The sequence below is a fragment of the Pauljensenia sp. 20925_1_27 genome (assembly GCF_041432835.1).
Lineage (GTDB): Bacteria > Actinomycetota > Actinomycetes > Actinomycetales > Actinomycetaceae > Pauljensenia.
Genome location: NZ_JAPWAH010000017.1, coordinates 1 through 12,609 on the forward strand (window position 1 = coordinate 1; position 12,609 = coordinate 12,609).

At 66.9% G+C, this 12,609-nt stretch carries 10 protein-coding genes and 1 tRNA gene; 6 read left to right on the forward strand and 5 right to left on the reverse strand.

Features of this window, described 5'->3' with window-relative positions; all coding sequences use genetic code 11:
* Nucleotides 1–739: 739 nt before the first annotated feature.
* Nucleotides 740–1,279, reverse strand: a complete 540-nt coding sequence (locus tag O3684_RS08390; RefSeq protein ID WP_500066327.1) for a LytR C-terminal domain-containing protein — start codon at nt 1,277–1,279, stop codon at nt 740–742.
* Nucleotides 1,280–1,413: 134 nt separating this feature from the next.
* Between O3684_RS08390 and O3684_RS08395 the strand changes: the two genes are divergently transcribed.
* A complete protein-coding gene (locus tag O3684_RS08395; protein ID WP_500066290.1) occupies nt 1,414–2,124 on the forward strand; it encodes a uracil-DNA glycosylase in 711 nt (236 codons plus the stop codon).
* A gap of 70 nt (nt 2,125–2,194) precedes the next feature.
* On the opposite strand, the gene O3684_RS08400 is transcribed toward O3684_RS08395, so the two are convergent.
* The 3 genes from O3684_RS08400 to O3684_RS08410 all read right to left on the reverse strand — a co-directional run bounded on the left by O3684_RS08400 (nt 2,195) and on the right by O3684_RS08410 (nt 5,343).
* Nucleotides 2,195–2,270, reverse strand: a tRNA-Thr gene (locus O3684_RS08400).
* 137 nt (nt 2,271–2,407) lie between these two features.
* A complete protein-coding gene (locus O3684_RS08405) occupies nt 2,408–3,340 on the reverse strand; it encodes a DsbA family protein (protein WP_500066292.1) in 933 nt (310 codons plus the stop codon).
* A gap of 59 nt (nt 3,341–3,399) precedes the next feature.
* The gene (locus O3684_RS08410; protein WP_500066294.1) at nt 3,400–5,343 is read right to left on the reverse strand and encodes a serine/threonine-protein kinase; all 1,944 of its coding nucleotides are present in this window, start codon (nt 5,341–5,343) and stop codon (nt 3,400–3,402) included.
* 261 nt (nt 5,344–5,604) lie between these two features.
* Here O3684_RS08410 and O3684_RS08415 point away from each other — a divergent pair, with 261 nt between their 5' ends.
* From O3684_RS08415 to O3684_RS08425, 3 genes are all read left to right on the forward strand, one after another.
* A complete protein-coding gene (locus O3684_RS08415; protein ID WP_500063593.1) occupies nt 5,605–6,735 on the forward strand; it encodes an ABC transporter ATP-binding protein in 1,131 nt (376 codons plus the stop codon).
* 164 nt (nt 6,736–6,899) lie between these two features.
* Entirely contained in the window at nt 6,900–8,162 is a 1,263-nt protein-coding gene (locus tag O3684_RS08420; protein WP_500063594.1) for a DUF4032 domain-containing protein, read from the forward strand.
* A gap of 40 nt (nt 8,163–8,202) precedes the next feature.
* Nucleotides 8,203–8,946, forward strand: coding sequence for a glycerophosphoryl diester phosphodiesterase (locus O3684_RS08425; RefSeq protein WP_500066295.1), 744 nt, complete (start codon nt 8,203–8,205; stop codon nt 8,944–8,946).
* Nucleotides 8,947–9,052: 106 nt separating this feature from the next.
* On the opposite strand, the gene O3684_RS08430 is transcribed toward O3684_RS08425, so the two are convergent.
* Nucleotides 9,053–10,258 carry a hypothetical protein gene (locus O3684_RS08430; RefSeq protein WP_500063625.1) on the reverse strand — a complete coding sequence of 402 codons (1,206 nt, stop codon included), beginning with the start codon at nt 10,256–10,258 and terminating at the stop codon, nt 9,053–9,055.
* Between the two features lie 214 nt (nt 10,259–10,472).
* On the opposite strand from O3684_RS08430, the gene O3684_RS08435 reads away from it, so the two are divergent.
* Entirely contained in the window at nt 10,473–10,694 is a 222-nt protein-coding gene (locus O3684_RS08435) for a hypothetical protein (RefSeq protein WP_500066297.1), read from the forward strand.
* Between the two features lie 133 nt (nt 10,695–10,827).
* Nucleotides 10,828–12,294, forward strand: coding sequence for a flotillin family protein (locus tag O3684_RS08440; RefSeq protein WP_500066299.1), 1,467 nt, complete (start codon nt 10,828–10,830; stop codon nt 12,292–12,294).
* Nucleotides 12,295–12,609: the final 315 nt, after the last annotated feature.

The following is a 12,609-nucleotide window of genomic DNA, read 5'->3' on the forward strand; positions in this document are numbered from 1 at the left end:
AGCCCCAAAATGCCGATTTCGGGCCATTTTTCGCATGCAGGGAGAACTTTTTACCGCTTCCGCCACCAACACGACGAGCAGGGAGAAAAAAGTCACGCACCAACACCCCAGCTCACCCCAGTAACGCACCCCTCCCCAAATTTCGCATGCAATTCGATTGCCTGAACTTTCAATAACCTCTAGAAACGTTGCAATTCCAACGATATGAATTCAAAGTTTGAAATATCCAAAAGGGAATTGCATGCGAAATTGTTGAGCGGCGAGCGGCGGAGTAGCTGGCCGAGCAAAAGTCGCATGCAATTCAAAAACACAAGTGACGCAACATTGCAAACTGACACAAACCAGCACGATACTGGAGGGGAATTGCATGCGAAATTACGGAACGACGGACACTTACCAGCAAACCACGCGCCGCCAGCGTGGAGGGCGTCAGAGGACCGCAGGCGTGGCCGCGGTGCCGGTGGGCGGCGGCAGGGCCTGGCCGGACAACGAGTCGACGCGCCGAGCGAAGCTCGCGGCGCGGACGACTCGCGGGCGGGCCGCCGCCCACGAGCACACCAAGCAGCCCGGCACCACGAGCAACGCCGCGGGCGGGCAGCCGCCCACGAGCACACCAAGCAGCCCGGCACCACAACCAGATCCTCCACCGCCCAGAACACCAGCGGCGCAACACACCACCGAGGCATAGCAAAGCCGCCCAGCCCCGCAGGGGCCGGGCGACTCAACCAGTATCAGAGGATCATCGAAGAATCACGACAATATCGGGATTACCGAGACCGCTTTCCTGGCGTACGTTCGAGATACCGAGCTTCGAGGCGATGTCCTTGGCGGTGCCTTCCATCCGGGGATCCTCGTAGAAGACGGTAGAGGCCTGAGTGGTCCAGCCGTCGGCGTTCGCGGCGCTAGTCCCCGCATATCCGGCCTGGTTCAGGATCTGGGCCTGCTGGCCGGCGTACCCCTGGGTGCCGGTGCCGTTGAGGACCTCAATGACGGCGCCGTGGTCAGGCTCTGAGGTAGCCGCCGGGGAGGACGAGCTCGGGGAGGGCGTGGGCTCGGCAGAAGGGGTGGCCTCGACTGTGGGCGCTGCGCTGGGGCTCGCGGACGCGCTGGGCGTCGTCGCGGCAACGGTCGGCGTGGTCGTGGCCGGCGTCGTGGTCTGTTGGCGCGACAGGGCGGTCGCCGCTGCCCATCCGAGGGCCGGAACGATCACGAGGATGGCCAGGAAAGGCCACACGTTCTTCCACTTGGACGGCTTGGGGCGGTGCATGCCGACGGGCATATCTTCGCCGGCGCGGTCAAATTCATCCCTGGGGTACTGAGAACTCACGCGTTCAGACTATCGGATAAGGGGGAGTGCGGCGCAAGTGGCGCGCGGGGAATGTGGCGTGGCTTGTGCGGCATTAGGCTGGAGCTATGAGTGAACACAATCCCCGTCCGCTGGCTGAATTGATCGATCCCGGCTGGGCTCGGGCGCTCGCCCCGGTGGAGGGGCGCGTCCATGAGTTGGGCGCGATGCTGGCGGCCGAAGTCGAGGAGGGGCGTGGCTACCTGCCTGCTGGCACGGATGTGCTGCGGGCGTTTACGTACCCGTTCGACAAGGTGAAGGTCCTGATCGTCGGGCAGGATCCGTACCCGACGCCTGGCCACGCGATGGGTTTGTCGTTTTCAGTGCGCCCGGGGGTGGCGCTGCCCAAGTCGCTGATCAACATTTTCCGTGAGCTGAGCGAGGACATGGGCGTTCCCGCTCCGACGTCGGGGGATTTGACGCCGTGGTGCGAGCAGGGCGTGTGTCTGCTCAACCGCGTGTTGACGGTGCGTCCGGGCGCGCCGGCGTCGCACCGAGGCCGGGGCTGGGAGGAGGTCACGCAGTGCGCGATCGACGCGCTGGTGGACCGCAGGAACGCGGATGGTTCGCGCACTCCCCTCGTGGCGATCCTGTGGGGTAAGGACGCGCAGTCGCTCACGCCACGCCTCGGGGAGACGCCGATTATCGCGTCGGCGCACCCGTCGCCGCTCTCGGCGTATCGCGGGTTTTTCGGCTCGCGGCCGTTTTCGCGGGCGAATGAGCTGCTGGAAGCACAGGGGACGTCCGGCGTGGATTGGTCGCTGGGTACCTCTCATTGACGAGGCCGGGGCACCTCACCCGTTCGGGCGACGGTGGGGTGCGGCTGCGGTGCCGCGATGAGGGACTCCGTGGAGCCGGCTATCGGACTCGAACCGATGACCTGCTGTTTACAAGACAGCTGCTCTACCAACTGAGCTAAGCCGGCGGCGGACACTAGTGTGCCACAGGTGGGGGCTTCGGCGCGCGCGGGCGACGGTGCGTGGCCGGTCGTACGGATGCGACGCAGCGATGACTGTGGGGGCGGGACCGCTCGGCGGTCCCGCCCCCACAGTGCCGACAGGCTCAATTGGAGCTGTTGGTTGTCTCGGAGCTCTGGGTGTCGCCAGTCCCGCTCTGGGAGGGTTCGGTGGCCTCGGGGGCAGTGGTTGAATCGGTGCCCTGGGTTGCGGAGTCGGTGATGCCGAACTCCTGCGCGATGGTTTGGCGCAGCGCGGGCAGCTGGCTGCCGAGCGGGATGACCGTGGAGTGGTCCTTGACGAGTTCGGGGGTGCCGAGGCTTCCGTTGCGGCCGCTGTATCCGGCGTTCTGCCAGGCGGTGGTGGAGGCCTTGAGGTAGTCGTCCACCGCGTTCACGGGGAAGGTGTCGATGACGTTGGAGGGGACGCCGACCTCGGTGGCGATGGCCTTGACCTGCTTCCAGGAGGCGTCGAGGTTCTGGACGACGGTGCCGTTGGAGGCCTGGAACTGGCTGCGGAAGTATGCGAGCAGGGCGTGGTGGAAGTCCACCCACTTGTCGGGTGCCTTCTGCGCGACGACCAGGGAGGCGCTGGCGGCGGGCTTCAGGTAGTCCATGTCGACGGTGATGACCGGCTGGAGCTCGATGTTGTAGTGTCCCTCGGCCGCCCAGGTGGTGAGGTCGGCACCCATGTACGCGTCGAGGTCGGCGCACGCGTGGCAGGAGTAGTCGAAGTATTCGGTGAGGGTGGGCAGGTTCGGGTCCGCCTCGGCGACGACGCCGTTCGCGTTGACGATGATCGGGCGGCCGTCGGCGTAGGCGCCGAGGACCTGGGATGCATCGACGTTGTGTGCGGCGTTAACCTGCGCCTGCTGCTTCCAGATGACGCCGCCGACGGCTGCGACAACCGCGAGGACGATGACCGCGACGGCGGAGATGACGATGATGCGGGTGCGGCGGTCGGCGCGCTCTTGCGCTTGGCGCATCTGCGCGGCTTTGGCGCGCACGGGGTCGACGGTCGGCTTCTTCTTCTGAGCCATGAACTCACCCTCCAAAGTAGTTGAATGTTGCAATAGTATCGGGCGCGGTCTTCCCGCGCTTAGTGCGCCAGCCCACCCGTGATGATCAGCCACGCACCTGCAAGGAACCCTCCACAGCCTACCGCGAGGAGCGCGCGCCCCCATGCAGGACGCACGATGACGCGCAGCGATGTCGCCATTCCGACGCGCAGATCCGCGGCAAACGGCATGAGCCACGCCGCCAGGAGAGTGACGCTCGCGAGCGCCCATACGATAATCGTGCCACGCGGGTCGCCAAGCCAGTAATCGTCGCGGTCAAGGCTGGTGGCGGTGGCGATGTCGACCGGCCACGACCACAGGACGCGTTCCTCATGCGCGTAGGACACGAAGGCCCAGATCGCGTAGGGAACGAGCCCTCCCACGACGAGGCCGAGGGCGGTGGTGAGGACCGAGCGCACGAGCAGGATCGGGGACATGGCGATGACGGCCGCACCGTCCGATGCCTTGGGGCCGCGCAGGATGCGGCGCCTCTCGAGCCACCGACCCATTGCGCCGACCAGGCCGAAGGCGGTCAGGGCGATGCCGACGATGAGGGTGCCGCTCATGCCGAGCAGGAAGGGCAGCGCAGCCAGGAGCGCGAGGAGTGCGGCGCTGGAGATCCAGGCGGTCTTCTTCGCCGGGGACGAGGCCGACTCCCCCTGCGCGCCGACCGCGGTCTGGCCGGGGTCCCACTGCTGTCCCACACCCATCGGCGAGGCCGCGACGCCCGGCTGAGGCGAGGGTTGCTGGCCGTATCCGGGCACTGCGCCGGGACCGGCGCCACCACCCCGCGGATCCACATAGCCGCCCTGGAACCCCTGGTAGTCAGGCTGAGGATAGGGGGCCATCACCTCGGTGGGATCCGCGTCGTCGACGACCTGCCATGTGTCGGTCGCATCGTCGTGCCACGCGACCTCCTCGGCATCATCTTCCCAGTCACCGTAGCCCTCGGCGACGGACGCGGTGTCCACGACGTCGGTGTGGTCGTTCGCCGCGGTGAATTCGGAGGCGTCGCGGCGCGGGTGCTGCGGATAAGAGACGGCCCGCGCGCCCGAGGCACCCGGCCGCTGTCCCGCGTCCTCCCACTCGGGAGGCGCGGCGATCTCCTGCGGGTCGGAGCTGACCATCTGCGTGCGCATGCCCGTGTCGAGGAGCTGAGCCCAGTTCACCGTCACGTAGTCGAGTTCGCCGGGCGCCCAGCCGACGGCACTCATGAGGTCAGCGACGATCAGGGAGGGCGAGGGGCGCTCATCGGGATCGGGAGCAAGTCCACCCGCGAGCGCGTCGGCAACCATGGGGTGCAGTCCGGCGAGGTCGGGGTCCCCTTCGAGGACGCGCAGCATCGTGGCCGACACGTCGCCCTTACCAAAGGGCGGGCGACCGGTCGCGCAGGACAGGAGTGTGGCGCACCACGCCCACCAGTCAGACTCCTTCGTGGCACCGCGGCCCTGGAGCAGTTCGGGCGCGGTATACCCGGCCGTCCCCGACACGAGGCCGGTGCTCGTCAGGTGCTGATCGGACGTCGCCATCGCGATGCCGAAATCGATGAGAACGGGGCCGCGCGGCGAACAGATGATGTTGGAAGGCTTGATGTCGCGGTGAATGATGTTGGCGTGATGGACCGCCGCAATCGTGGAGGCCAGGTGGTAGGACAGGGCCGCGACGCCGCGCAGCGGGACCGGTCCCGAGACGAGGATTTCCGCGAGCGTGGGCCCCTCGACGTATTCGGAGACCACAAAGGGCTGCGTCGCCTCGGTCTCCGCATCGACGATGTGCGCGACGAAGGGGGAGCGCACGGAGTTCACGGTGCGCGTCTCGCGCTCAAGACGCTGGCGCGACGCCTCCGAAGCCGCCATCGCGGGATGCATGGCTTTGAGGGCGACACGCATGCCGCCCCCATCTTCGGCCAGCCACACCGTACCCGCGCCGCCCGTTCCGAGCCTGCGGATCAGCCTGTAGCCGCCCAGTTCCTCGCCTTCTTCCACGCCCTCAGACTACCTGGCCCCTCCCCCATCTGCGGCCATCCGCGCGGGGCGGCCCCGGCCTCGTCCCCGTCATCAGCGGGGACAAGATCACCGAGAATCCACGATCTGAGCCGAACTGTACACCCGCGCGCGAGCGTGCTAACTTCGCTATTAGTCGCGCGCGCGGAATGATCCGCGTTCGCACTCCGTGGGCGAAGACGCCCCACGGTCGCCCCACAACGGATCGTCCGGCACGTACCTGCCGGTGGGAAGGAAAACTCCATGGCAACCGTCACTTTCGACAAGGCGACCCGCATCTACCCGGGTTCCGACAAGCCCGCCGTCGACCAGCTCGACCTCGAAATCAAGGACGGCGAGTTCCTCGTCCTCGTCGGCCCTTCCGGCTGCGGTAAGTCCACCTCGCTGCGTATGCTCGCGGGCCTGGAGGACGTCAACTCCGGTCGCATCCTCATCGGCGACAAGGACGTCACGGACGTTCCGCCGAAGAACCGCGACATCGCAATGGTCTTCCAGAACTACGCCCTCTACCCCCACATGTCGGTGCGCGAGAACATGGGCTTCGCCCTGAAGATCGCCGGCACCCCCAAGGAAGAGATCAACAAGCGCGTCGAAGAGGCCGCTAAGATCCTCGACCTGGAGCCCTACCTGGACCGCAAGCCCAAGGCCCTGTCCGGTGGCCAGCGTCAGCGCGTTGCCATGGGCCGTGCGATCGTCCGCAAGCCCCAGGTGTTCCTCATGGACGAGCCCCTGTCGAACCTGGACGCGAAGCTGCGTGTCCAGACCCGTACGCAGATCGCCTCCCTGCAGCGTGAGCTCGGCGTCACCACCGTGTACGTCACCCACGACCAGACCGAGGCCCTGACCATGGGCGACCGCATCGCGGTTCTCGCCGGCGGCCTCCTCCAGCAGTGCGGCACCCCGCAGGAGATGTACGAGCGTCCCGCCAACGAGTTCGTCGCTGGCTTCATCGGCTCCCCCGCCATGAACCTGGGCACCTTCACGGTCGAGGGCGAGTGGGCCAAGCTCGGTCCCGCACGCGTGCCTGTTTCCGAGGCCGCACGCGCCGCGATGACCGCTGAGGACGGCGGAAAGATCAAAATCGGCTTCCGTCCCGAGGGCCTGGAAGTCGTTTCCGGCGACACCGAGGGCACCATCCCGGTCGAGGTCGACTTCGTTGAGGAGCTCGGCTCGGACGCCTACGTGTACGGCCACCTGGCCGGCGCGGCCGAGGGCGAGGCCCTGGGTTCGGGTGCCGAAGGCACCGGCAAGCAGCTGATCGTGCGTGTCCCCCCGCGCACCGCGCCCGCGCGCGGCGGCGTCCTGCACGTGCGCATCCGCGAGGGCCAGCAGCACAACTTCTCCGCTGCAACGGGCGCTCGCCTGCCCGAGTGACGCTGAAGGCTCACACGCAGCGATAATCGGCCCCGGCCTCGTCCTCTCGTACCTCCTGGACGAGGCCGGGGTTTCGCTGTGCCCGCGTGTGTTCTTGGCCGCGACTAGGTGCAATACCGAGTCAGGGCTATACGTGAGGCGTTCAAGATGCGACAATAGGCCCTATGGCTTTGGACATTACGGCGGCCGCAGTCGACCCCGCCCTTCTGGACCTCCCCTGGGATGTTCCCCTGGAGGAGTGGCCGTCCAGCCTACTCGCGGCACTGCCCCGCGGCATTTCCCGCCACATTGTGCGCTTCGTAAACCTGTCCGGCCGCGTGCTCGCGGTCAAGGAGATCGGGCCGACGGTGGCGCACCACGAGTACGATCAACTGCGAGATCTCTCGCGCCTGGACGCCCCGTCCGTTCAGCCGGTCGCCGTCATCACCGGGCGCAAAACCCCCGAGGGCGAGGAACTCAACGCGGTCCTCATCACCGAACACCTGCAGTTCTCCCTCCCCTATCGCGCGCTCTTCTCCCTGTCGATGCGCGAGGACACGGCGACGCGCCTCATCGACGCACTCGCCCTGCTGCTCGTACGCCTCCATCTTCTGGGCTTCTACTGGGGCGACGTCTCCTTGTCGAACACGCTGTTTCGCCGTGACGCGGGCGAGTTCGCCGCCTACCTGGTCGACGCGGAAACCGGCGAGCTACACCCGGAGCTGACCCCCGGCCAGCGCGAGTACGACGTCGACCTGGCCCGCACGAACATCATCGGCGAGCTCATGGACCTCCAGGCGGGCGGATTCTTCCCCGAGGACTCCGACCCCATCGACGTCGGCGACCGCATCCGCACCCAGTACGACCTGCTGTGGAACGAGGTCACCGCCGAGGAGTCGATCCCCAACGACCAGCGCCAGTACCTCGTCAACGATCGTATTCGCCGTCTCAACGACCTCGGTTTCGACGTCGCCGAGCTGCACATGTCCACTGATGCCTCCGGCGAGCGCCTCGTCATTCAACCCAAGGTGGTCGACGCCGGTCACCATAACCGTAAGTTCATGCGCCTGACCGGCATGGACGTCGGCGAGCACCAGGCTGCGCGACTCCTGGCCGACCTGGACACGTGGCGTGCCACCAACGGCCTCGAAGGCATCCCCCTGGAGGAGGCCGCCCACGAGTGGATCACCAACGTGTTCACGCCCATCGTGCGCGCCATTCCGCGCGAACTGGCAGGCAAACTCGAGCCCGCTCAGCTGTACCACGAGTACTTGGAGCACCGCTGGTATATGGCTCAGCAGGCGGGCCACGATGTCACGCGTGACGAGGCCCTGGCCTCGTACATCGAGACGATCCTGCCGTCCAAGCGCGACGAAGCCGTTCTCATCGAGCCCGGTCCGGGACGCTCGTCCATATTCAGCGCGGAGTCGAACCCCGACCTATGGTGATGGGGTACCGTTTTTCGCCTCGCTCATACTAGGAGGATCCATGTCCGAATTCCCCCGCATCATCGCCCACAGGGGCGCGTCCTCGCTCGCGCCGGAAAACACGATCGCCGCGTTCTCCAAGGCCATGGAGGTCGGTGCCCGCTGGTTCGAGTTCGACGTGGACATCACGGGCGATGGCTCCCTCATCGTCATCCACGACGATACCCTCGACCGCACGACGACGGGTTCCGGCTCGTACTACCAGCTCGGGTTCTCCGACATCCGCCGCTTGGACGCCGGCCGCTGGTTCTCGGACACCTACCGGTTCGAGCGCATCCCCGAGGCTGCGGACGTCCTGGCCTTCGCCCACGCGCAGCAGATGGGCGCGAACCTGGAGATCAAACCCTGCGCGGGCGGGGATCGCCTGCGCGAGCGCCTCATCGAGGCCCTGGCTGTCACGCTCGCCGACCCGAAGGTTCCGTCGCGCCTCATCGTCTCGTCGTTCGACCACGACCTGCTCGCCGCCTTCCACGAGGCCTGCCCGTCCGTGGCGCTCGGCTGGCTCATTGAGCGCGCCTCCGAGGAGTGGCGCGAGGGCGCGGCCGCCCTGGGTGCGACAGCGATTCATCCGGGTGTTGAGGGCCTCACCGAGTCCGACGTGCGGGCGATGCGCGACGCCGGCTTCGAGGTCAACGTGTGGACCGTCAACGACGTGGAGCAGGCCCGCGAGCTGGCCTGCTGGGGCGTCACCGGCATCTTCACCGATCGCCCGCAGGATTTCCCCGCCGAGGCCCTGAAGGCCTGAGGGGAGTCGGCGCGGTTCATGGCCGCGCTGCCACTCTCACGAGACGGAGGGGGCCGGGAACGCCCACGCGCCCCGGCCCCCTTTCACGTCTGCTTCTGGCGGCTCTTTACGCCTCGCCCGCGCGGCGCGCGAAGCGCTTGGAGACGTGCTTAGCCAGGGAAAGCTCCGCGATCGAATCGACCACCATGAGGCCGCCGACGATACCGGCGAAGCGCATCCACCCGGAACGCGGGGCGGAGGCACGCACGGCGGCAACCAGCATGCTGGTGCCGACGATGGCCTCGGCGGCGACGGCGGCGTGGATGATCCACGGGCGCTCGACGGCCACGGACTCGTAGGAGTTCCACAGGGGCTTCACGACCGACTGCGGCTGACCCATCATGATGTCGACACTGCGGCCGATCGCGTTGGAGATGCCGCGCGCCAGGTGCACGGACACGCCCTCGACGTCCTCAATGTCGGTGGTGCCCAGCAGGAAGCCCGCGACGGAGCCGGGCAGGCCGAGGGCGCGCACGACCTTCCACACGGATTCCTCGCCGGTCGTGGCCACGGAAGCCCACAGTGCTTCGGCGTCGGAGCCGGGGACGGCCTCGGCGATCTCCGCCAGATCGAGACGGTCACCCACCAGGTCGATGACCTCGCCGGGCAGCTCGGCAGTGCGGTCGTGTCCACCGGGAACGATCGCGGCGTCCATGCCCCAGTTGTGGGACACGATGTGCTCCAGGTGATCGTCGGTGACCAGGAAGACCTGGAACTCGCCATCCGTCACGGACAGAGTCACGAGCGGCAGGTCGCCGAAGTTCCAGCCCTCCTTCTCGGCGGGCAGCTCGGCGAGGAGCGCGCGGTGTCCCTCAGCAAGCTCGAGGTCGCCCAGGTCCACGCCCTCCAGCGCAGCCAGGAGCGGCACGGACGACGCGGGGGTGCGGCCAATCTCAACGATACGGGTGGGAGTCGGCTCCACGGCCGAGGCGTTCTCCTCGTCAGAGGGCCACACCTTGCCCAGCGGCGAGTCACCCTCGGGCAGGTGGTCGGCGGTCGCATTCCCGATGCGCACCTCAGCATCGAAGAGGATGGCGAGCTCATCTGCCAGTTCGGCGGGCGTCGGGCCGGGGACTACCTCGGTCGACCCGGCGGGCACGGTAGCAACGCGCTCCTCATCAACGGCGACGTTGAGACCCAGCAGCTGCGGCGATGAGGGGAACCACTCGAGCTGCGCGAGGATCGAACGCTCCTTCAGCTCTCCGGCAACCACGCTGGGGTCCAGATCGTGGCCGATAATCATGCCTTCAACACGAGTCCAGTCCTGGGCCATGTCACTACCTTCCTGTCCGTGGTGACGTCGTCTCACCACTCTATGGTTCCATTGTGTCGCGCGGGTCGCTATTTCGCTCGCCCGCGCGGTCAGTTACGAGATTTTGTGTTGCTCGCCCCCGCCCCACTCGACCGCCGTCAAGCCGGTACGCGCCCGAGGCGGCGCGACGGTCTGCGGTTGAACAACGGTGTCAGCATCCGCCTCGCGAATCGTCATGAAAACCCTGATGAACGTGTCCGGCGTGACGCTCGCCCCGGCCTCGTCCGTCAACGCTGTGCCTGCCGCGATCATCACGGTCCACGAGGCCTGGGTCCATCGCACATCATTCTTTCAGCATCCAACGCCCGTCATTGGGTGGTCTACGCTGCGTTTCACTGCGCAGTTGCCTCATCATACGGCGCGCAAACAGCCGGTTTCAAGAGGCGTTGCGCTCTGATCGGCCGTGACGGGAGGGGCACGCGGCGTCTCACATCGACTGGTTTGAGTCCTTCGCCATACGCTGCTATCCTGACCCGTTACGCGGCTCCACGGGTAAAAGGGGCCGCATCCCTCACGTGAAAGCAGCTATCATGCCTCTCCTCAGCATCGCAGCCATCGCCGTCGCTGCCACTGTCTTTATCCTCCTGTTCCTGTGGGCGAGCTTCGTCTCCGCATCGCCGGGCGAAATTAAGGTGATCTCCGGCCCCCGAGGCCAGCGCGTCCTCCACGGCAAGACGGGCTGGAAGGTTCCCCTGCTCGAGCGCGTGGACACCATGACCGCCTCGATGATCTCCGTCGACGCCCAGACCACGGATTTCGTCCCCACGAACGACTACATCAACGTGCGCGTCGACGCGGCCGTCAAGGTCCGTATCGCGACCGAAGACCAGACGCTGTTCCGCGCGGCGACTCGTAACTTCCTCTACAAGACGACCTCCGAAATCTCCGAGGAGGTGCGCGACACCCTGGAGGGCCACCTGCGCGCCATCATCGGCCAGATGCGACTGACCGACATCATCACTGACCGCGCCGCCTTCTCCGAGCGCGTCCAGGAGAACGCCAAGCAGGACCTCGAGGAGATGGGCCTCGAGATCGTCGCCTTCAACATCCAGAACGTCACCGACCAGAACGGCGTCATCGACAACCTCGGTATCGACAACACCGAGCAGATCCGCAAGACCGCGGCCATCGCGAAGGCGAACGCCCAGAAGGAGGTCGCGCAGGCGACCGCCGTCGCCCAGAAGGAAGCCAACGACGCGCAGGTCGCCTCCCAGCTTGAGATCGCCCAGAAGCAGACGGACCTCGCCAAGCGCCAGGCCGCCCTGAAGGTCGAGGCCGACACCGAGAAGGCGAAGGCAGACGCCGCCTACGAGATCCAGTCGCAGATTCAGCGCCGCGACATCGAGCGTGAGACCGCGCAGGCCGACATCGTCAAGCAGGAGCAGCAGGCGGTCATCAAGGAGAAGGAAGTCGTCGTCACCAAGCAGGCCCTGCAGGCCGAGGTGAACGCGAAGGCCGACGCCGACCGCTACGCCGCCGAGAAGAAGGCCGACGCGGCCCTGTACGCGCGTCAGCGCCAGGCCGAGGCCGAGGCCTTCGAGCGCACCAAGAAGGCCGACGCCGACAAGCAGGCCATGCTCGCCGAGGCGCAGGGTATCGAGGCTCGAGGCCGCGCCGAGGCCTCCGCGATCGGCGCGAAGCTGACGGCCGAGGCCGAGGGTCTCGAGAAGAAGGCCGAGGCCATGACCAAGATGAACCAGGCGGCCGTGCTGGAAATGTACTTCCGTGCCCTGCCCGAGGTGGCGCGCGCCGTGGCCGAGCCGCTGTCCAAGGTCGACACCATCACGATGTACGGCGAGGGCAACAACGCGCAGATGGTCGGCGACATTACGAAGTCGATCAGCCAGATCAACGCCGGCCTGGGCGATTCACTGGGCCTGGACCTGCAGCAGCTGTTCTCGGCTCTCGTGGGCGCCAAGCTCGTATCCCCCACGATCTCCGAAGCGGTCGAGGAGGGCGTGCGCGACGCCGCCTCCCCGAAGCCTGCGCAGGAGTGAGGCTCATTCTCACGGCGCGTCACGACGCGTGATGCGGGCGCGACGCCACCTCCCCGAAGCCTGCGCAGGAGTCAGGCGAGTCCAGCCACCTGTGATGCGTGCGCGCGAAGCGCGCCCGAGCGTGAGGTGCGGCCACACGCGAGGCGGGCAACTATTGATAGCGGCCGCTCGCGATACATAGCGCGTGGAAGGCGGGGCGGGATCCTAAGGGGTCCCGCCCCGCTGCTGTGCCTTCATGGTTGTCGATGTCCAACCGTCGGCGCCCACACCGCCGCTAGGCGCTTTCATGACTCTCGGCGCCCCATTCCGCCGTCA